The 19,939-nt window shown below is 74.1% G+C and carries 16 protein-coding genes; 5 read left to right on the forward strand and 11 right to left on the reverse strand.

The window, feature by feature from the left end:
• Positions 1-95 precede the first annotated feature (95 nt).
• The 4 genes from ACZ67Q_RS04450 (at position 96) to ACZ67Q_RS04465 (ending at position 3,806) form a co-directional block, all read left to right on the forward strand.
• Positions 96-1,568, forward strand: a complete 1,473-nt coding sequence (locus ACZ67Q_RS04450; RefSeq protein WP_471176245.1) for an MFS transporter — start codon at positions 96-98, stop codon at positions 1,566-1,568.
• Positions 1,565-2,224 (forward strand): TetR/AcrR family transcriptional regulator, encoded by a 660-nt coding sequence (locus tag ACZ67Q_RS04455; RefSeq protein WP_471176247.1) that lies wholly within the window; start codon positions 1,565-1,567, stop codon positions 2,222-2,224. Before ACZ67Q_RS04450 ends, ACZ67Q_RS04455 begins: the two co-directional genes overlap by 4 nt.
• A 12-nt stretch (positions 2,225-2,236) precedes the next feature.
• Positions 2,237-3,220 (forward strand): aldo/keto reductase, encoded by a 984-nt coding sequence (locus ACZ67Q_RS04460; protein ID WP_471176250.1) that lies wholly within the window; start codon positions 2,237-2,239, stop codon positions 3,218-3,220.
• 160 nt (positions 3,221-3,380) lie between these two features.
• The gene (locus ACZ67Q_RS04465; protein ID WP_471177676.1) at positions 3,381-3,806 is read left to right on the forward strand and encodes a DUF6328 family protein; all 426 of its coding nucleotides are present in this window, start codon (positions 3,381-3,383) and stop codon (positions 3,804-3,806) included.
• A 91-nt stretch (positions 3,807-3,897) separates the two neighbouring features.
• Here the strand turns inward: ACZ67Q_RS04465 and ACZ67Q_RS04470 are convergent, their stop codons facing one another.
• The 4 genes from ACZ67Q_RS04470 to ACZ67Q_RS04485 all read right to left on the reverse strand — a co-directional run bounded on the left by ACZ67Q_RS04470 (position 3,898) and on the right by ACZ67Q_RS04485 (position 7,401).
• On the reverse strand, positions 3,898-4,599 hold the full coding sequence (locus tag ACZ67Q_RS04470; RefSeq protein ID WP_471176253.1) for a DUF2238 domain-containing protein: 702 nt from the start codon (positions 4,597-4,599) through the stop codon (positions 3,898-3,900).
• 83 nt (positions 4,600-4,682) lie between these two features.
• On the reverse strand, positions 4,683-5,108 hold the full coding sequence (locus tag ACZ67Q_RS04475; RefSeq protein WP_471176256.1) for an SsgA family sporulation/cell division regulator: 426 nt from the start codon (positions 5,106-5,108) through the stop codon (positions 4,683-4,685).
• Between the two features lie 67 nt (positions 5,109-5,175).
• Positions 5,176-6,168: a hypothetical protein gene (locus ACZ67Q_RS04480; RefSeq protein WP_471177678.1), complete on the reverse strand. Its 993-nt coding sequence runs from the start codon at positions 6,166-6,168 to the stop codon at positions 5,176-5,178.
• A gap of 261 nt (positions 6,169-6,429) precedes the next feature.
• Positions 6,430-7,401 (reverse strand): LLM class F420-dependent oxidoreductase, encoded by a 972-nt coding sequence (locus ACZ67Q_RS04485; RefSeq protein ID WP_471176259.1) that lies wholly within the window; start codon positions 7,399-7,401, stop codon positions 6,430-6,432.
• 98 nt (positions 7,402-7,499) lie between these two features.
• Here ACZ67Q_RS04485 and ACZ67Q_RS04490 point away from each other — a divergent pair, with 98 nt between their 5' ends.
• Positions 7,500-8,939 (forward strand): serine hydrolase domain-containing protein, encoded by a 1,440-nt coding sequence (locus ACZ67Q_RS04490; RefSeq protein WP_471176262.1) that lies wholly within the window; start codon positions 7,500-7,502, stop codon positions 8,937-8,939.
• On the opposite strand, the gene ACZ67Q_RS04495 is transcribed toward ACZ67Q_RS04490, so the two are convergent.
• From ACZ67Q_RS04495 to ACZ67Q_RS04525, 7 genes are all read right to left on the reverse strand, one after another.
• Entirely contained in the window at positions 8,931-10,484 is a 1,554-nt protein-coding gene (locus tag ACZ67Q_RS04495) for a protein kinase domain-containing protein (protein ID WP_471176264.1), read from the reverse strand. The two genes, ACZ67Q_RS04490 and ACZ67Q_RS04495, sit on opposite strands and share 9 nt — an antisense overlap.
• Before the next feature lie 276 nt (positions 10,485-10,760).
• On the reverse strand, positions 10,761-11,987 hold the full coding sequence (locus tag ACZ67Q_RS04500) for a serine hydrolase domain-containing protein (protein ID WP_471176267.1): 1,227 nt from the start codon (positions 11,985-11,987) through the stop codon (positions 10,761-10,763).
• Between the two features lie 281 nt (positions 11,988-12,268).
• Positions 12,269-15,226, reverse strand: coding sequence for a helix-turn-helix transcriptional regulator (locus ACZ67Q_RS04505; RefSeq protein ID WP_471176269.1), 2,958 nt, complete (start codon positions 15,224-15,226; stop codon positions 12,269-12,271).
• Positions 15,227-15,966: 740 nt separating this feature from the next.
• A complete protein-coding gene (locus ACZ67Q_RS04510) occupies positions 15,967-16,317 on the reverse strand; it encodes a UBP-type zinc finger domain-containing protein (protein WP_471176272.1) in 351 nt (116 codons plus the stop codon).
• The gene (locus tag ACZ67Q_RS04515) at positions 16,314-17,774 is read right to left on the reverse strand and encodes an ATP-binding protein (protein WP_471176274.1); all 1,461 of its coding nucleotides are present in this window, start codon (positions 17,772-17,774) and stop codon (positions 16,314-16,316) included. The genes ACZ67Q_RS04510 and ACZ67Q_RS04515 overlap by 4 nt, the downstream gene beginning before the upstream one ends.
• Entirely contained in the window at positions 17,771-19,447 is a 1,677-nt protein-coding gene (locus ACZ67Q_RS04520; RefSeq protein WP_471176277.1) for an NAD(P)/FAD-dependent oxidoreductase, read from the reverse strand. Before ACZ67Q_RS04520 ends, ACZ67Q_RS04515 begins: the two co-directional genes overlap by 4 nt.
• Before the next feature lie 111 nt (positions 19,448-19,558).
• Positions 19,559-19,912: a VOC family protein gene (locus tag ACZ67Q_RS04525; protein WP_471176280.1), complete on the reverse strand. Its 354-nt coding sequence runs from the start codon at positions 19,910-19,912 to the stop codon at positions 19,559-19,561.
• Positions 19,913-19,939: the final 27 nt, after the last annotated feature.

Raw genomic sequence — 19,939 nt, forward strand, 5'->3', positions numbered from 1 at the left:
GGAAAAGAAGGAGGGTGAATTCCCATTCACCGGCTAGGGTGAATGGGAATTCACCCTCTTGGTTTCCTGGCCCGTCCCCGGCCGCTGGAGTGCTCATGGCGTCGCCCGTACCGATATCCCGGCCGAACGGTCCGCGGGACCGGCTCACCATCCCCGTGCTCGCCTGCGGCGGCATCCTCATGGCCGTCATGCAGACCGTGGTCGTGCCGCTGCTGCCCGACCTGCCCCGGCTGACCGGCGCCTCGGCCGGCGCGGTGTCCTGGACGGTGACGGCGACCCTGCTGTCCGGCGCGGTCCTCACCCCGGTGCTCGGGCGGGCCGGCGACATGTACGGCAAACGGCGCGTGCTGACGGCGGCACTCGCCCTGATGACCGTCGGCTCGGTCATGTGCGCGCTGTCCTCCGACATCGGTGTGCTGATCACCGCCCGCGCCCTCCAGGGCGCCGCCGCCTCCGTCGTCCCGCTGTCCATCAGCATCCTGCGCGACGAACTGCCGCCCGAGCGCCGCGGCTCCGCGGTCGCCCTGATGAGCTCCACCGTCGGCATCGGGGCCGCACTCGGACTTCCGCTGGCCGCGCTCGTCATCCAGTACGCCGACTGGCACACCATGTTCTGGCTGACCAGCGCCCTCGGCGCGGCAGGTGTCACGGCGGTGTGGTGGGCGGTGAAGGAGTCGCCGGTGCGCGAGCCGGGCCGCTTCGACGCCCTCGGCGCGCTCGGGCTGGCCGCCGGCCTGGTCTGCCTGCTGCTCGGCGTGTCCCAGGGCGGGCAGTGGGGCTGGGGCAGCGCGCGGATCACCGGGCTGTTCGCCGGGGCGGTCGTCGTCCTCGCGCTGTGGTGGTGGCACCAGCTGCGCAGCACCCGACCGCTGGTCGACCTGCGGCTCGCCGTGCGCCCGCGCGTGGGCCTGTCCCACGTGGCCGCCCTGCTCACGGGCTTCGCCTTCTACGCCAACTCCCTGGTCACCGCCCAGCTGGTGCAGGCGCCCAAGGCCACCGGGTACGGGCTGCAGCTGTCGATCGTCGCCACCGGCCTGTGCCTGCTGCCCGGCGGTGTGACCATGCTGCTGCTGTCGCCCGTCTCGGCCCGCATCTCCGCCGCGCGCGGCCCCCGTGTCACCCTCGCGCTCGGCGCCGCCGTCATCGCCTGCGGCTACGCGGTGCGTATCGCCGACAGCCGGGACCTGTGGATGATCATCCTCGGCGCGACGGTCGTCGCGACCGGCACCACGCTCGCCTACTCGGCGCTGCCGACCCTGATCCTGCGCGCCGTGCCGGCCGGGCAGACCGCCTCCGCCAACGGCGTCAACGTCCTGATGCGCACGATCGGCCAGGCCGTCTCCAGCGCCGCAGTGGCCGCCGTCCTCGTCCACCACAGCAGCCCGGTCGCCGGGTCGCCGGTGCCGACCCTGCACGGTTACCTGCTCGCCTTCGCCATGGCCGGCGCCGTCGCCCTCGCGGCCTGCGCTGCGGCCCTCACCATTCCGGGCGACGCGGCGTCCGGTGCCTCCCGCCGCGCCCGCGGCGGGACCCGGGCCGACCGGGACCGGGCACCGGCGGGAACATGAGGGATGTGAGCACCTCCTCCCGCGCGACGGCGGCGGACTCCGCCGCCGCCGCCCCGTCCGCCCCGCCCCAGCCCGGGGCCGCCGCCCGGCGTGATGCCGAAGCGACCCGAGCGGCCATCCTGAAGGCCGCCCGCCACCTGCTGGCCCGCCACGCGCACGCCGACATCACGCTGAAGGCGGTCGCGGAGCGAGCCGGGGTGAGCGCCCCGCTGATCCTGAAGTACTTCGGGAACAAGGACGCCCTCTTCGCCCGGGTGATGTCCTTCGCCGACGACGCCGAGGCGCTGCTGGCCGCCCCGCTCGACGACCTCGGCCGGCACATGGTGCGGCACGTCGTCGTCAGCCAGCGCGAGCAGGGCGCCGACCCGATCCTGCGCATCGTCTTCGCCCCGCTGCACGGCGAGCACGGCGACGTGCTGCGGGCGAACTTCCGCAGCCAGGTCACCGCGCGGCTCGCCGCCCGGCTGAGCGGACCCGACGCCGCCCTGCGCGCCGAACTCGCCGTGGCCGCTCTGCTCGGCCTGGGCGTGATGGCCGGCATCGCCCGCGGCGACGAGGTACGCGCCCTGCCGGTCGACGACCTGGCCGCCCGGTACGGCCCGACGATCCAGGCTCACCTCACGCCGCCCGTTCCGGCGGCGTCCGCCGCCCGGTGACACACTGGCGCCATGGAAGAGCGCGAATTCCCCAGGTCCGGTCAGCACGCGTCGGTCATCGGTCTCGGCACCTGGCAACTGGGCGCCGACTGGGGCGACGTCGACGACAAGGAAGCCCTGACGGTGCTCGAGGCGGCCGCCGAGTCCGGTGTGACCTTCTTCGACACCGCCGACGTCTACGGCGACGGCCGCAGCGAGTCCACCATCGCCACGTTCCTCAGCAGCCGCCCCGACCTGCACGTGGAGGTCGCCACGAAGATGGGCCGCCGCGTCGAGCAGATCCCGCAGAACTACGTCCTGGACAACTTCCGGGCCTGGAACGACCGTTCCCGCCGCAACCTCGGCGTCGACCGCATCGACCTGGTGCAGCTGCACTGCCCGCCCACGCCCGTCTACTCCTCCGACGAGGTCTTCGACGCCCTCGACACCCTGGTCGAGGAGGAGCGCATCGCCGCGTACGGCGTCAGCGTGGAGACCTGCGCCGAGGCGCTGACCGCGATCGCCCGGCCGAACGTGGCGAGCGTGCAGATCATCCTGAACCCGTTCCGTATGAAACCCCTGCGCGAGGTGCTCCCGGCCGCCCGGGAGGCCGGCGTCGGCATCATCGCCCGGGTGCCGCTCGCCTCCGGTCTGCTGTCGGGCAAGTACACCAAGGACACGGTGTTCCCGGCCGACGACCACCGCACGTTCAACCGGCACGGCGAGTCCTTCGACCAGGGCGAGACCTTCTCCGGCGTCGACTACGCGACCGGTGTGGAGGCCGCCGCCGAGTTCGCCGCGCTCGCCCCCGAGGGATACACCCCGGCCCAGCTCGCCCTGCGCTGGATCGTCCAGCAGCCGGGCGTCACCACGGTGATCCCCGGAGCCCGTTCGCCCGAGCAGGCCCGCGCCAACGCGGCCGCCGCCCGGCTGCCGGAGCTGCCGCCGCAGACCCTCGCGGCGATCCGCGACCTGTACGACCGCCGGATCCGGGAGCAGGTCGAGCACCGCTGGTAGGTCCCGGTCCGGGCCGGACCGGGCAGGAACACCGCTTTACGGGGTACTCGCGTCGGAGACGACGTTCGGGTTCTCAGCGGGAGGAATGGTGGCGGTCGCCGAAGAGGGGCCGGTCCGGCGCCGGGGGCGCAACGAGACCGAGGAGGAGCGGGCCGACCGGATGTGGGGCGAGCTCATCCAGGAGGTGCGGGTCGCGCAGACCGGCGTGCAGATCCTCTTCGGCTTCCTGCTGACCGTGGTGTTCACGCCCAAGTACGCCCAGCTGGAAAGCACCGATCAGGCCATCTACATCGTCACGGTGGTCCTGGGCGCGTGCGCGACGGGGGCGCTGATCGGGCCGGTCTCCCTGCACCGCCTCGTCGCGGGCCGCCAGGTCAAACCGCAGGCGGTGCGCTGGGCGTCCCGGCTGACGTTCGTGGGCCTGCTTCTGCTCCTCGCCGCCATGACCTCGTCGCTGCTGCTGATCCTGCGCGTGGCGACGCACGACAGCTACGTGCCGTACCTGGTGTCGGCGGTGGTCGCCTGGTACGTGCTGTGCTGGTTCGTGCTGCCGCTGTGGACCCGGCGCCGCTACACCTCACGCTGAACACCGGGCCGGCCGCAGTGGCTCGGTCCTCACGCAGGGTCGGCCGCAGCGGTTCGGCCCTCACACCGGGTCGGCCGGAGCGGCCCGGGGCTCACGCCGGGTCGGCCGAGACGGTCTGGGCCTCACGCCGGGTGGGTGCGGACGGCCGCCGGGCCTCCAGCGCCGCCAGTTGCCGGTCGTGCAGCCGCGCCAGCAGCAGCACCGAGACCGTCGCGCCGATCAGCGCGCAGAACATGTCCCACTGGGTGTCCCAGACGTCGCCCTGCGTGGCGAGGAAGGCGTCCGCCCCGTGCCCGCCGATCACCGCCGCGATCCACTCGAACATTTCGAACAGCGCACTGAACGCGAGGCACGCGCACACCGTCAGCGGCGCCAGCCAGCGGCTGCCGCGCAGCGGCGAGGTACGGCTGAGCAGCTCGCGCACCAGCACCGCCGGCACGAACCCCTGCATCAGGTGCCCGAAGCGGTCGTACGGATTACGGGAGAGCCCCAGCGCGTCCCGCACCCAGTCGCCCGGCGGCACCTCGGCGTAGGTGTAGTGGCCGCCGAGCGCGAGCACCAGCGCGTGCGCGGCCAGCAGGCAGCACAGCAAGCCGGTGAGCGGGAACCGGCGCCACACCACGACGACCAGCGGCAGCCCGGCGAGCGCCCACACCGTCTCCAGCAGCCACGTCGTACGGTCGTGCGGCGCCCACCCGGACACCAGGAGTCCCGCGGCCACCACGGCGGCGAGCAGCACCGGCGGAATTCGGCGCGGTGGCGACGCGGGACGGGCGGGACGTTTCCTCGGCATGACGGGCTCCTCGGGCGGGGAGCCCCCATCGTGGCCGCGGACCCGCCGCCACGCCATGAGTACGCGTACTCAAGCCCGGCCCGTCACGGCCCCACCGAGAGCTGGGCCAGGAAGTCGTCGACGCGGACCTCCTCCCGGCCGGGCGGCACCAGCTGCCAGGTTCTGCGCAGGAACGCGGAGATGGCCGGCGCCCAGGCGAACACGACCGCGTGGTGGCGCCCCCCGTCCGGGTGGGCGTCGCCGAGGAACTCCATGCGCAGCTCGTCGAAGAGCCCGCCGCCCGTGGGGCGCAGCCGCACGTCCCCGACACCGACGGGCCGCCGCAGCCCCTCGCCGAGCATCTCCCGGTCAAGCTGCCACCGGGCCAGCACCCGGCCCCGGTGGCTGAACACGGCGGTGACGACGAAGGGATCGGCGGCGTCGTAGCTCAGGTGGGCGAGCACGGCGAAGCGTTCCGTGTCACCCGCCTGCAACTCCACCACCAGCGTCGTGTGAGCGAAGGGGTTCACCAGGACAGGCCTTCCGAGAGGAACGGACGGGAGCGAACCCCTGGTACCCCCGTAGCGCCGAAGATGCTCAGCTACTCGGGTGATTCCCGCGACTGGCACGCAGTGCCGCCAGACACGAGCCGATCGCCTGCTGCAACTCCTCCAGCCGCGTGAGCATGTCGTCCTCGTAGAAGTCCTCGGCGTCGTCGAAGGTCAGCTCCTCGAACACCCGGGTGGCCTTCTGCAGGCTGCTGTAGAACTTCTGCCGCCGCTCCGTCACCCGCAGGTCCGGGTCGGCCTCCACCGTCTCGGCGACCAGACCCTTCATCGTGTCGTACGCCTCGGACGCCCACTCGGCGCTGTCCTCGCCGTCGTCGAGCTCGTCGATCAGGGACAGGTGACGTTCGGCCTCGCGGCGCACGTCGACGGGCGCCTCGACGGTCTGTCCGGCCGGCGTCCTGATCCGTCCGGACTCGGCGATCTGCCGTACGTAGCCGATGCGGTCCGCCGACCGGCTCTCGGATGCCACGGCCTTCTTCAGGTCATCGGTGCGCACCACGTCGCGGGCCAGCGCGGCCTGCAGTTCCGGGTCCTCGCGCACCCGGTCCAGCAGCGCCTGCTGCGCCGCCCGGGCGGTGGAAGGGTCGGCGAGGATCGCGGCGCGCAGCGCTGTGGGGTTCTCCGCCACCTCCAGGGCCTTGGTCGGCCGGATGCCCTCCGCCGCGGCGACCTCGGCGATGGCCGTGCCCCGCTCGGAGGCGGCGCTGCTGCGCGAGACGTAGTAGGTCAGCCACACGTCGGCGTCCGGCAGCTCCACCTCCTGGCCCGGCCCCAGCGCCTCGAAGTGCGGCACCAGACCGTCGTCGGCGGCCCGGTCCCAGGCCCTGTAGTAGCGCAGCACCCGCTCCGCCGAGCACCCCGCCAGTTCGGCGAACTCCTTCGCGCTCACCTTCGGCGTCTCCTCGGCGGCCTGCCCGCCCGGGCGCACACTGCGCGCCACCCTCAGCGCGAACGCCCACCCCCCGGTGCGCGCGTACGCCCCGAACTCGCGTGCGTCACGGACGACGAGGTCGTCCACCACCCCCGGTGCCGACGCGGACTCGGAGTCGGACGCCGGCGGGGACGCGGGCTCGGACGCCGACGTGGGCTCGGGCTCGGACGCGGGCTTCGGGACCGCCGCGGGCTCGGGCGCGGCGGGCGGTTCGGACGGGGCGATCGCTCGGGTCACCGGGACACTCCAGAGGGGGCAGGGCCGACGGGTGTGCAGAGCGGAAGCCTATATCCACCCATTGGCCGAGCTTGTACACACGTGTGCCCGATGCGGTGCGATCGCGGCGCCGGCTCAGGCGAACGCGTCCCGCAGCGCGGGCAGCAGCGTCTTCTCCGACCAGTCCAGGAACGGGACCTGTGCGTCGCCGCCGATCTGCACGAGCGCGATCTCGGTGAACCCGGCCTCGGCATAAGGCCGTACGGCCTCCACGAAGGCCTCCGGATCGTCGCCGCACGGGATCGACTCGGCCACGTCGTCCGGCGTGACGAACTGCGTCGCCGCCTCGAACGAGTCCGGGTGCGGCAGTTCGGAGTTCACCTTCCAGCCGCTGCCGAACCAGCGGAACTGCGCGTGCGCCCGCTCGATCGCGGTGTCCCGGTCGGTGTCGTAGCACACCGGCAGCTGCCCGACCCGCGGCTTGCCCTGCCCGCCGTGCCGGTCGAAGGCCTCCAGCAGACCCGCCTTGGGTTCGGTCGCGATGACCAGGTCGCCGAGCCGGCCTGCGAGCCGGCAGGACCTCTCACCGGACACCGCGATGCCGATCGCGGGCGGCTCCTCGGGCAGGTCCCACAGCCGCGCCGACTCGACGTCGAAGTGCGTGCCGCGATGGTTGACGTGCCCGCCCTCGAACAGCGCGCGGATGACCTCCACGGCCTCCTCGAGCATCTCGTGCCGGACGTCCACGGAGGGCCACCCGCCGCCCACGACATGCTCGTTGAGGTTCTCCCCGGAGCCCAGACCCAGCCGGAACCGGCCCTCGGAGAGCAACTGGAGGGTGGCGGCCTTCTGCGCCACGACCGCCGGGTGGTAGCGGAAGGTCGGGCACGTCACGTACGTCATGAGCGGGATGCGCTCGGTCGCCTGTGCGGCTGCGCCCAGCACGCTCCACGCGTACGGCGCGTGCCCCTGCGAACGCAGCCACGGAAAGTAGTGGTCGGACGTCACGGAGAAGTCGAAGCCCGCCTTCTCGGCGCGCACCACGTGGTCGACCAGCTCACGAGGGCCGGCCTGCTCGGTCATCATCGTGTATCCGATTTGCACCATGCGCCACGAGTCCCCGGCGGACGGGGGGTGAAAACGAGGCACCCCTCACGGGGAGGCCCTCTCGACCATTCGGCGTATCCGGAGGCAGGATGCCACTCATGATCGCGCGCCCGCTGCCTTCGTCCGCCCCCGCCGCCCAGGGTGTCGACGCCGCCGGCGTCGAGGCCTTCCTCGACGCCCTCGACGCCGCGCCAGACATCGCGCCGCACAGCCTGCTGATCCTGCGCCACGGCCGCCTCGTCGCCTCCGGGTCGTGGGCGCCGTACACCCAGGACCGCCGGCACCTGCTGTACTCGCTCAGCAAGAGCTTCACCGCCACGGCCGCCGCTCTCGCCGCCGCCGAAGGGCTGCTGCGGCTGGACGACCCGGTGCTCGCGTACTTCCCCGAGTTCGCGGACGAGGTCACCGATCCCCGCGTACGCGGCATGCTCGTCCGGCACGTGGCGTCGATGGCCAGCGGGCATGTCGCCGAGACCCTGGACCGGGCCCGCGCCCTGGACCCGGACGACCTGCTCCACGGCTTCCTCCTGCTGCCGCCGGAACGCGACCCGGGCACCGTGTTCGCCTACAACCAGCCGGCCACCTACACGCTCGCCGCCCTCGTGCAGCGGGTGACGGGCCAGATGCTCACCGACTATCTGCGTCCGCGGCTGTTCGACCCGCTCGGCATCGGCGACGTGGTCTGGCAGCGCGACCGGGGCGGACGCGAGGTGGGCTTCAGCGGACTGCACGCCACCTGCGACGCCGTCGCGCGCCTCGGCCAGCTGTATCTGGACCGCGGCCGGTGGGAGGGCAGGCAACTGCTGTCCGAGGAGTGGGTCGCCGAGGCCACGCGGCCCCACATCGCGACCGCCGGCGCCCTGTCCGGCGGCGACTGGGACTTCGGCTACGGCCTGCAGTTCTGGATGTCCCGGCACGGTTACCGCGGGGACGGGGCCTACGGGCAGTTCTGCCTGGTGCTGCCGGAGCACGACGCCGTGGTCGCCCTGACGTCGGAGACCGTGGGCATGCAGACGGTGCTCGACCTGGTCTGGAGCCATCTGCTGCCCGCGTTCCGTCCCGGACCGCTGGAGGGCCGGGACGGAGCCGACGCGGCACTGCGCGAGCGCCTCGCACACCTGACGCTGCCCGCGGCGCCCGGCAAACCCGCGCCGCCGGAGCGCGCGGACGCCTGGGCGGGCGCCGTGTTCGACCCGGAGGGCGGCAGCTGCGCGGACCAGCCGGGCCTCACGTCCGTGTCGGTGACCGCCGGGGAGGACGGCTGGACGCTCACGTTCACCGAGGACGGCCGGGGACTGCCGCTGCGCCTCGGCGACGGCGGGTGGGCGGTCGCGGAGGAGCCGCTGCCGACCGCCGTCAGCGGTGGCTGGACGGACGCCGGCACCCTGGCCGTGGACGTGGCCTTCCTGGAGACCCCGCACTCGCTGCGCGTGACCTGCTCGCTGCCGGAGCGGACGTTCACCGCCCGCTGGCACACGATGCCGCTGGTGCCCGGCGTGCCGCTGCGCAAGATGCGCGCACCCGGCGCGTCATCCTGAGGCAGGACGGAACGTGCGCAGGACGACCTCCTGCACCTGACGCCGGCCGGTGTCGTCCCAGTCGGCCGCGGGGGCGGTCAGGCGCAGCGAGAAACCCCGGCCGCCGCCCAGCAGGACACCCCGGCCGAAGGTGCGCACCCGCGTCCCGCCGTCCGTCGTCACCAGCCACTCCATGTCGGCGGCCCGGCGGCCCTGGTACGTCGTCGCACGGATAGGCCCGATCCGCCGGTAGCCGCCCGCGGCCCGCAGTCCGGGCTCCACGTCGTCCCGCCAGACGGCGACCGGGTCCGCGCCGACGCGCTCGCTGTAGGTCACGGCGAGCGTGCGCGGATCGCCGGTCGCGCCGAACACGACCCGGTACGCCCGGTCCTGCCCCCGCGAGGTGCGCAGCCGCTCCCAGCCGGCCGGCAGCGCCACCGAGAACCCCTCCGGCGCCCGGTACGGCCGGAAGCCGGACGGCAGTCCCGGCGTCGGTGTGCCGGACGGCCGGGGGACCGTGGCCGTCGCGCGCGCCGTGGCGGAGGGGAGGGCCGGCGGCCCGGCGTCGACCGTGCCCGGCCCCTGCCGCAGGGCGAGAGCCAGGGCGGCCGGGGCGGTCACCGCCACCGCGGCGCCCACCGCGACGTACCGCCGCCATGAGGGCGGGCCGGCGTGCCAGGCGGTGTAGGCGCGGCGCAGCCGGGGCGCGGGCACGGCCGGCGCCACCGCGTCCGGATCCTCGTGCAGCACGCGGGTGAGCACCTCACGGACGACCGCACGCGGCAGCCGCTCCCGGGAGTTCTTGCGCAGCAGCCCCTGCACCACGCGCGCCAGCGGCCCGCAGCGCACGGGGGTGCGCAGCGGCAGCTTGTCCACGGCCCGCAGCGTGGCCTCCGGCCGCTCGCGCTCCCGGAACGGCGGCCGGCCCTCGACCATCGTGTAGAGCAGCGCGCCGAGCGCCCACAGATCGGCGGCCGGTGAGATCCGCTCGTCGCGCGCCTGTTCCGGCGAGGCGTACGACGGTGCCGCGACGCGCGGGGCGAGGGTCGCGCCGGCCAGCCCGAAGCCGGTGACCGCGACGGGCCCGTGCTCGCGCACGAGTACCTGGCCGGGGCTCAGCTCACCGTGGGTGACGCCCTCCCTGTGCGCGGCCTCCAGCACGTCCAGCAGCTCCAGGGCGATGCGTGCGGCCCGCACCGGGTGCAACGGGCCTTCCTGGGCGAGGAGTTCGCCGAGGGGTGCGCCCGCGGTCCACTCCGTCACCGTCCACAGGTCGCCCGCCTCGTACACGGCGTCGACAACTGCCGGGATGCGGCCGGGGCACAGCAGGCTCATCGTCTCGGCCATGCGCAGGACGCGCCCGGTGGCGCGGCGCGCCTGCTCCCGCTCGCCCGCCTCGCTGCCGGTGTCCGGCAGCCCGGTCCGGGTGAGCAGGCGCGGCTGTCCGGCGACCACGTCCTCGCAGTACCAGCAGACGCGGTTGGTCTCCTCGTGGACGACGTCCAGGAGCCGGTACCGTCCGGCGACCAACGCCTGCGTGGAGCCGTCCGCTGTGCCCATGGTCATCCCTCGCTGCACCCCGGTTCACCCGTTTCCCTGAGGTACGGCGACCGGGACGAGGTCCGTTCAACGCGGCCCGTATTCCTGTCCTTTGTTCAAAGACAGCGGTGCGACCAAGAGGACGCGGGGCGTGCGGAAGGCTTCGGCGCACCGGGAGGCGCGGGATACAGAGGTCCGCCCCGACCCAGGGGGGAGTGGGCCGGGGCGGCGTATGTGCTGCCGTTCAAGACGCCGGATCACCCAGGGGGGTTGCTCCGGACGGCGAGAGAACCGGCTTGCTCCTCAGCGGCGGACGGCCGCACCCGCGGCGTCCTCCGGCCGCTCCGTCACCGCGCCTGCCCGCCGGCTCTTCGCCGGGGCGCCGCAGAAGGCGGACTCCAGCGTGCGCAGCATCGTCGTGTGCACGGCCGCGTTGTTGGAGGTGTCGGCCAGCGCGGCGAGACTGCGCCGCCCGTCCGCGGAGGTGAACGCGTAGCTGTAGTAGCCCTGGACGGCCCCCGTGTGCCCGTACACCGACACCCCGCAGGACAGGTCGCGGCGGCGCAGCCCGAGGCCGTACGCCTGCCCGGTGCCGGCCGGTACCCAGTTGCGCATCTGCCGCAGTTGCGCGGCGGAGGTCAGCTTGCCGCGCAGCAGCGCCGAGTAGAAGGTGTTCAGGTCCCGGGTGCTGGAGATGATCGCGCCCGCGCTCTGGGCCCACGACACGGTCTGCCGGGTGGCGTCGACCAGGGCGGCGCCCGGGGCGTCGGGGGTGAGGTAGCCGCGGGCGTACGGGCCGGGCAGCGTGGTGTCGGGGTGCACGTAGAAGGTGTCGCGCAGCTTCAGCGGCGTGAAGATGCGGTCCTGGTAGGCGGCGGCCACAGGGCGGCCGGTGAGCTTCTCCACCAGCATGCCGGCCACCACGAAGTTGGTGTTGGAGTACGAGTAGGCGCCGCCGGGCCTGCCGGTCGGGGCGTGCCGCAGCGAGCGCTCCACCAGCTGGCGGTAGGTGAACACCTTGGAGCGCACGGCCTCGAAGCCGGGGACCGTCTGCGCGAACATGTCGTTGGTGTAGTCGTACAGACCGCTGCGGTGGCTGAGGACGTGCCGGACGGTGATCCGGCGGTCGGGCAGCAGCCCCGGCAGGTAGTGGTCGACGGACGCGTCCAGGTTCAGCTTGCCCTCGTCCGCGAGTTGCAGCAGGACCACGGCCGTGAAGGTCTTGGTGATGCTGCCGACGCGGAAGCGGTCGGTGTCCGCCAGGGCCCGCTTGGTGGCCCGGTCGGCCACGCCCACGGACGTGGTCAGCACCGAGCCGCCGTCGTCGATCCGTGCCATGGCGCCCGGAGCGCCCTGCCGCCCGGCGGTGCGCAGGACCTCGCGCAGTCCGGCGAGGTCGGGCCGCGGCAGGGCGGCCGCAGGTGCGGCGGGATGCGCGGGGCGCGCTGTGGCGGCGTGTGCCGGGACCGTCAGCAGGGACAGCACGACCGCCCCCAGTGCCGTACCTCTGCGCAGTGCTGCTGGGATCATCCGAGGCCTCTCGTTTCCGTCACGTCGCTGTGCTGGGGCCACAACTGACCGCCCGTCGGAAACGGGACGGCGTGGCCGCGCACAGTATCGCGGCGAAAATCAAGAAAAGCGACAATTCGGGCGCACGTCCGGTGGCGGGTCCTGGAGGCGACGACGGCGGGTCATGGGCGGGACGACGGCCGCTCACGGATGTGACGACGGCGGCTCATGGGCATGACGACGCGGCGGCTCAGGGATGTGACGACGGCCGCCGCGTCACCTCAACAGGTGCCTGAGGAGGGTCAGGACGTGCGCGGCTCGGGCGCCAGCAGCCCGTCGCGGTAGGCGATCGCCACCGCCTCCGTACGGCTCGCCGCGCCCAGCTTGGCCAGAATGTTGGACACGTGCACGCTCGCCGTCTTGCCGGTGATGAACAGCTCCTCACCGATCTGGCGGTTGCTGCGGCCGAGCGCGAGCAGCCGCAGCACCTCCCGCTCACGCGCCGTCAGCGGCGAGAGAGCGGACGGTCCTTCGGCGGCCGGCGTGTCGCCCAGCCGGCCGCGCCGGATCAGCGTCTCGACCCGCTCCAGCAGCGGCGCGGCCCCCAGCCGTACGGCCGTCTCCCGCACCTCGCCGGCCTGCACCGCGGCCTCGGCGCGCCGGTCCTCGGCGAGCAGCGCCTGAGCCCACCGCAGCCGGCAGCGGGCCTGCTCGTACACCTCGCCGTAGCCGAACGCGGCCACCGCCTTCTCCCAGGCCGCCGCGTCCGGTCCGACGACCGCCCGGGTCCACTCGGCCTCGGCCCGGGCCAGCCACGCCTGGCCTTCCGGCCCCTGCGGCGGCCCCGCCTCGCTGTGCCCGGCCGCCCGCCGCGCCGGCTCCACCAGCTCGTTCGCCACATCGGTCCACCGCCGCGCCCCGGCGGTGTCACCGGCCGACCGCAGCGCGGCGGCCTTGTCGGCGACGGCGGACAGCGCCAGCGCGAGCAGCCGCACCGCCACGTCCGGGAGGGTGCCCGCCTCGTCGGTGAGCGCCGCCACCGTGGCGCGCGCCTGCTCCACCGCCGCCTCGGCATCACCTCGCCACGCGGCCCCGTCGGTCAGCACGATCCCCGCGACCAGCGTGGCCATCCAGTCGAACGGACCCTTGAGCAACGCCCTCGCCCGCCCGGCGGCCCCGGCGTCACCGCGCGCCAGCGCCACGTACAGCGCCGGGCCCGCCGTGTAACCGCCCGCCGCCGGCACCGCCTCGGCCTCCGCCGCCGCCCGCAGGCACTCGTCCCACCGGCCCAGCGTGTACAGCACCAGCTGCTGCAGATACCGCATCTCCAGCGGATACGGCGACGACAGGAGCCCGGCGTCGCGAGCGCGTTCCAGCCCCTCCGCCGCCCACGGCACGCTCTCCTCGAAGGCGCCCGCTTCGAAGCAACCGACCGCGAGATGGAACAACGCCCGCATCTCCACCGGGGCGTTGCCCGCGCGCCGGGCCAGCTCCCGGGCCCGCACCAGCCGTTCGCGCCCCTCGGCCGTACGCCGCGCACCGCCCTCGAGACCCACCAGCGAGATCAGCAGATCGGCCTGCGCGTCCGCCACCCCCAGCTGCTCCGCCGCGGACAGGGCTCGCCGCGCCACCAGCAACGCGGTCTTCGTCTCCCCGACCTCACGGGCCGCCATCACATGGGTGGCCGCCGCCCACACCCACGTGCGCGTCGGCGGCTCCTCCGGGATCAGCGCGAGCGCCTCGCTGCTGTAGGCGAAAGCGGCGGTGAGGTTGTCGACCGTCAGCAAGTTCCCGGCGAGCGTGTAGCGCACCCGGGCGGCCAGCTCCGAGTCCGCGTCCTGCCCGATCCCGGCGAGCGCCGCCCGGGTCAGCGCGACCGCGCGGTGCGCCTCGCCCGCGTGCACGGCCGCCGCCGAGGCGCGCAGCGTCAGCGAGATCCGGTCGCTGCCCTCACCGGCCGGCCGGGCCCCGCCGTCCACCGCGGACCACAGGTCGAGGGCCGTCTCGAGATGGCGTAGCTCCTCCGCCGGCGCACCGACCCGCCGGGCGTGGTCGGCGGCTTCCAGCGAGGCGGCGAGCGCCTCGGGCAGATGGTGGCTCTCACGCCAGTGGTGGGCGCGCTCCGCCGCGCTCTCGCCCGTGCCGCCGCGCCCGGCGAGCAGCCGCGCGAACGTGCCGTGCAGCCGCGCCCGCTCACCGGGCAGCAGGTCGGCGTAGACGGCCTCACGGGTCAGCGCGTGCCGGAAGGTGTACGTCTCCCCGTCGCCGGGGACCAGCAGCTGGCGGCCGACGGCCTCGCGCAGCGCCGCCTCCAGCGCGTCCTCGGACAGCCCGACCGCCTCCCGCAGCAGGTCGTGCTCCACCCGGCGTCCGGCGACGGCGGCGGTCCGCAGCACCTGCTGCGCGGTCTCCGGCAGCTGCTCCACCCGGATCAGCAGCACGTCCGCGAGGGCGCTCGGCACGCCCTGCGCCCGCGTACCGGTGGCGGCGAGCAGCTCCTGCGCGTAGAAGGCGTTGCCCTCGGCGCGCTCCACGATCGTACGCACCGTGCCGTCCGGCAGCGGTTCGCCGCGCAGCGTCCGCAGCAGCCGGGTCATCTCGGCGTCCGGCATGGGCCGCAGCTCCAGCCGCTCCACCGCCGGCAGCCGCACCAACTCGGCCAGCAGGGGCCGCAGCGGATGGCGCCGGTGCAGGTCGTCGGAGCGGTAGGACGCGAGGACCGCCAGCCGGGGACCCGGTGCGCCCAGCGCGCCGCGGGTCAGCAGGAACCGCAGCAGGTCCCGGGAGGACTGGTCGGCCCAGTGCAGATCCTCCAGCACGACCAGCAGCGGGGTGTCCTCGGCGAGCCGGGCGAGCAGGGCCGCCATGCCCTCGAAGAGCCGCAGCCGGGCGTCCGCGTCCCGTCCGGGGTCGCCCCCGCGCGCCTCGCCGCCACCGCGCAGCCGCTCCACCGCGGCGTGCGCGGCCAGATGCGGGGCCAGCCGCTCGTCCTCGGCGATCCGGCCCAGGATCTCCGTGAACGGCAGATACGGCAGGCCGACGTCGCCGAGGTCCACACAGTGCCCGGTGAGCACGCGCATGCCCTGTCCGGCCGCATGCCCGGCGACCTCGTCCAGGAGCCGGGTCTTGCCCACCCCGGCGTCCCCGGCCACCACCACCGCCCGCGCCTCACCGGCGCGGGCGCGCTCCAAGGCGCCGAGGAGCCGGGTCAGTTCCTGGTCCCGGCCGACGAGCGGTGAGGTGAAATCGGTCTGCGACACGGCTCAATCCTGGCACGCACCACCGACAACGCCGACGCCACCGTCCGGACCGGCCACCAGCGCCGCGTCCGCGCGCCAGGGCACGGGCGCTCATCGCCGCGTCCGCGCGCCAGGCAACGGGCGCTCGGCGCGGCGTCCGCGTCCCGCGGGGCGGCTGCTCGGCACAGCGGTCGCGTCCCGGGGGGCGGGTACTCGTCGGCAGCGTTCGCGCGCGGCCCACCGCGCTGAGCGCCGCGTCCGCGCGCCACCGGGTGGGCGCTCGCCGGGGACGGAGGCGCGCCGCCGCGCGGGTGCTCGGTGCAGCGTCCGTGCGGCCGCCGGCCGCCGGCCGCCGGCCGGCATTCGGCCGCGGTGGCCGTGTCCCGGTCGGCGTAGCGTCCGAGCGCCGCCGGAAGGGCGCTCGGCGCAGCCGTCCGTGCGGCCGCCGGACCGCGCTCAGCGCGGCATCCGCCTGCCAGGGGAGGCGCGCCGCCGCGCGGGTGCTCGGTGCAGCGTCCGTGCGGCCGTCGGCCGGCGTTCTGCCGCGGTGGCCGCGTTCCGCTCGTCCGTGGCGTTCGCGCGCCACCGGGGAACGCTTGGCGCGGCGGTCGCGCCCTGCCGGGCGGGGTGCTCGGCACAGCTGTCCGAGAGCCGCCACGTGGGCGCTCGCCGGGGACGGCGGCGCGCCGCCGCGCGGGTGCTCGGTGCAGCGTCCGTGCGGCCGTCGGCCGGCCTTCGGCCGTGGGTCGGCGGGGCCGTGTTCAGCGCAGCGTGCGTGCCCAGTCCGGCGGTACCCGGCCCGCCGGTCCCGGTGCGGGCTGGTCCTCGGGGTGGCTGTGCGGGGGAGCGAGGGCGGGTCCGCTGTCGTACAGCTCGTCGGTGGCGTAGTTCCAGAACCACTCCTCGCCCGGCTCGTAGCTCTGCACCACCGGATGCCCCGTCGCGCGGAAGTGCGCGGTGGCGTGCCGGGCGGGGGAGGAGTCGCAGCAGCCGATGTGCCCGCACTGCGCGCACCGGCGCAGATGGAACCACCAGCCGCCGGCCGCCTCGCACTCCACACAGCCGGTGCCGCTCGGCGCCGCGGTCGGGTCGATGCCGTCGGCCTCAGTCATTCCGTCTCCTCGGGTGGGGTGTCGGGTTCCGCCGCGGTGAGCGGCAGCAGCACCCGGAACCGGGTGTCACCGGGCTCGGAGTCCACCTCGATGCCGCCGTGGTGCTTGTTGACCACGATCCGCCAGGAGATGTCCAGGCCAAGCCCGGTGCCCTCGCCGACCGGCTTGGTGGTGAAGAAGGGGTCGAAGATACGGTCCCGGATCTCCGGCGGCACGCCCGGACCGGTGTCGCGGAACTCCACCAGCAGCCGGTCGTTCTCCTTCGCCGTCCGCACGGTCAGCGTGCCTTCCGTACCGGTGTCGTGGATCGCGGCGACGGCGTTGTCGATCAGGTTCGTCCACACCTGGTTCAGCTCCGCCGGGTAGGCGGGGATCCTCGGCAGCGTACGGTCGTAGTCCTTGACGACCTTGATCCCGTCGCCGATCTTGCCGGACAGCATCAGCAGCGTGCTGTCCAGCAGCTCATGCACGTCGGCGACCTGGTAGGGCGCGCGGTCCAGCTGGGAGTACTGCTTCGCCGCGTCGACGAGGTGCGAGATACGGGTGGTGGAGTCCTCGATCTCGTCCATCAGCAGCTCGGTCTCGACGGTGTAGTTCAGCCAGCCGATCGCGCCGGGCAGGACGTCCGGCGCGACGGCGGCCGCGACCTGCTCCAGCCAGTCGACGTCGAGCCCTGCCTGCACGAAGGTCGGCGCGACGCGCCAGCCGTCCGGGATGTCGTGGTCGTCGAGCCAGTCGCTGAGCGCGTCCTCCCGGTCGGCGGCCTCCAGCGGGCTGAGCGCGGGCGCCTTGCCGACGCGTTCCGCGGTGCGCTCCTGGATCTCGATGAGACCCGCGAGGACCTCGCGCGGATAGGGTCCCGAGGAGATCACGGCGAGCTTGTGCCGCATCTTCGCGACGCGCTCCCGCAGCGTCGCGGTGGCCCGCACCGCGGCGGCGGCCGGATTGTTCAGCTCATGGGTGAGCCCCGCGGACAGCGAGCCGAGCGCCAGCAGCCGCTCGCGCTGCCCGATGGTCCGCTGGGTGGCCTTGGACCCGAAGAACAGGCCCTCCAGGAGGTGGACGGCCATCGGGAACCACTCCTGCATGACACTCGCGAATGTGTCGGCCGGCAGCACGAAGAACCGCGTCGGCTCGGTCACCCGCATGGAGTTGTTGTAGACCTGCTGCACCCGGTCCCCCAGGTAGGCCTGCATGGCGCCCGCGTACACCCCGGGCTGCGAGGTCCGCGTCACCTCCACGTCCTCGGCGCCCACCCGCCGCGAGAGCACCACCGTGCCCTCGACCATCACGAAGAAGCAGGTCGCGGGGTCACCCTCGGCGTACACCGGGCCGGGGTCGAACAGCTCCACCCGGCCCTCGCTGCACAGCCGGCCCAGCTGCTCGGGGGAGAGCTTCTCGAACAGGAACAGCGAGCCGATCTCCGCCGGGCTGCACGGCACCGGCCGCCCGCTCACGACTGCTCCAGGTAGCGGTGGACGAGCATCACGGCCATGGCTCCCTCTCCGACGGCGGACGCGACCCGCTTCGCGGACTCCGCGCGCGCGTCGCCCGCGACGAACACGCCCGGCACATTGGTCTCCAGGTGGTACGGCGGCCGGTCCAGCTCCCAGCCCGCCGGCGGCCGCCCGTCGGGGGTGAGGTCGGGCCCGGCCAGGATGAACCCGCGCTCGTCGCGCAGCACCGTACCGTCCAGCCAGTCGGTCAGCGGGGCGGCGCCGATGAACACGAACAGCCAGCCCGCGTCGACCTCCTCCCGCTCCCCGGTGTCGACGTCGCGCAGGGTGAGCCGCTCCAGCCGACCGTCGCCGTGCGCGGCCTCGACGACCGTGCGGGAGCGCACCGCGATGTTGGGCGCCTCCTCGATCTGCTGGATCAGGTAGTGCGACATCGACGCCGACAGCGACGGACCGCGCACCAGCAGCGTCACCCGCTTCGCGCCCCGAGCCAGGTACATCGCCGCCTGCCCCGCCGAGTTGGCGCCGCCGACGATGTACACGTCGTGGCCCTGGCAGGAGGACGCCTCGGTGAGTGCCGAGCCGTAGAAGACGCCGCAGCCGGTGAGGTCGTCGGCGCCGGGTGCCGGCAGCTGCCGGTACTGCACGCCGGTCGCGAGGATCACGCTGTGCGCGGCGACCGCCGAGCCGTCGGCGAACCGCACGACCCGCGCCGCGCCGCTCACCTCCAGCCCCGTGACCTCCCGCGCGGTGAGGATCTCCGCGCCGAACTTGGCGGCCTGCCGCCGGGCCCGGTCGGTGAGCTGGGCGCCCGAGACGCCGTCCGGGAAGCCGAGGTAGTTCTCGATCCGGGAGCTCTGCCCGGCCTGCCCACCGGTCGCCGACCGCTCCACGAGCACCGTGCGCAGTCCCTCGGAGGCCCCGTACACGGCGGCGCCGAGCCCGGCCGGGCCGCCGCCGATCACGACGAGGTCGTAGAAGTCGGCCGTCGGTGTCGTGGCGAGGCCGACGCGGGCGGCCAGCTCGGGCGGGTCCGGCTCGATCAGCGGCTCCCCGTCCGGTGTGACCACCAGCGGCAGCCGCCGCCCGTCGGCACCGGCCGCCGCGAGCAGCCGCTGCCCCTCCGGCTCGTCGGCGGAGTACCAGCGGTAGGGCACCTGGTTGCGGGCCAGGAACTCGCGCACCTCCGAGGAGTGCGCCGAGAAGCGGTGCCCGACCACCTTGGTGCTGGGCACCGGCTTGAAGTCGCTGCACTTCCACGCCTGGAGCAGGTCGTCCAGGACCGGGTAGAGCTTCTCCTCCGGCGGGTCCCACGGCTTGAGCAGGTAGTGGTCGAGGTCGACGACGTTGATCGCGTCGATCGCCGCGTTGGTGTCCGCGTACGCCGTCAGCAACACCCGCCGGGCGCCCGGGTAGACGTCCATGGCCCGTTCGAGGAACTCGATGCCGTTCATCTGCGGCATGCGGAAGTCGGCCAGGATCACCGCGACCAGGTCGCCGCGCAGCTTCAGCTCGCGCAGCGCTTCCAGCGCGGACTCGCCGGACTCCGCCCGCACGATCCTGTACGACTCGCCGTAGCGCCGCCGCAGATCGCGGGCGACGGCGCGGGAGACCCCCGGGTCGTCGTCCACGGTCAGGATGACGGTCCGCGCAGCATCGGCGGCCTGTGCCATACGACTCCCACCCCGAGGTCGGTCACCGGCCCGGCCCGCCCTTGTGACGCGCCGGTCCGTGGCCCATCGTATGTTCGATCCGCCCGGCCCGCTCGGGTATACGCCCCGGGCTCAGGCGCCGCGCTCACCGAGCACGCAGAACTCGTTGCCCTCCGGATCGGTCAGTACCACCCACGGCTGCTCGCCCTGCCCGACGTCGGCGCGGCGCGCGCCAAGCGCGAGCAGGCGCTCCACCTCCGCGCGCTGGTCGTCGGGGCGGAAGTCGAGATGGAGACGGTTCTTGACGGTCTTGGCCTCCGGCACGGGCACGAAGAGCAGCCCTGGCAGACGGTCGGGCGACGGACGGATCTCGAACTCGTCCGGGTCGTCGTTGACGACCGTCCAGCCGAGGGCCTCGGCCCACCAGCGCCCCAGGGCCGCGGCATCGGCCGCGTCCACGATCACCTGCTCCCACTCCAAGGTCATGTCGGCAGCGTAGTGAGGAAGACTGGG

The organism is Streptomyces sp. NPDC036813, from assembly GCF_055609245.1.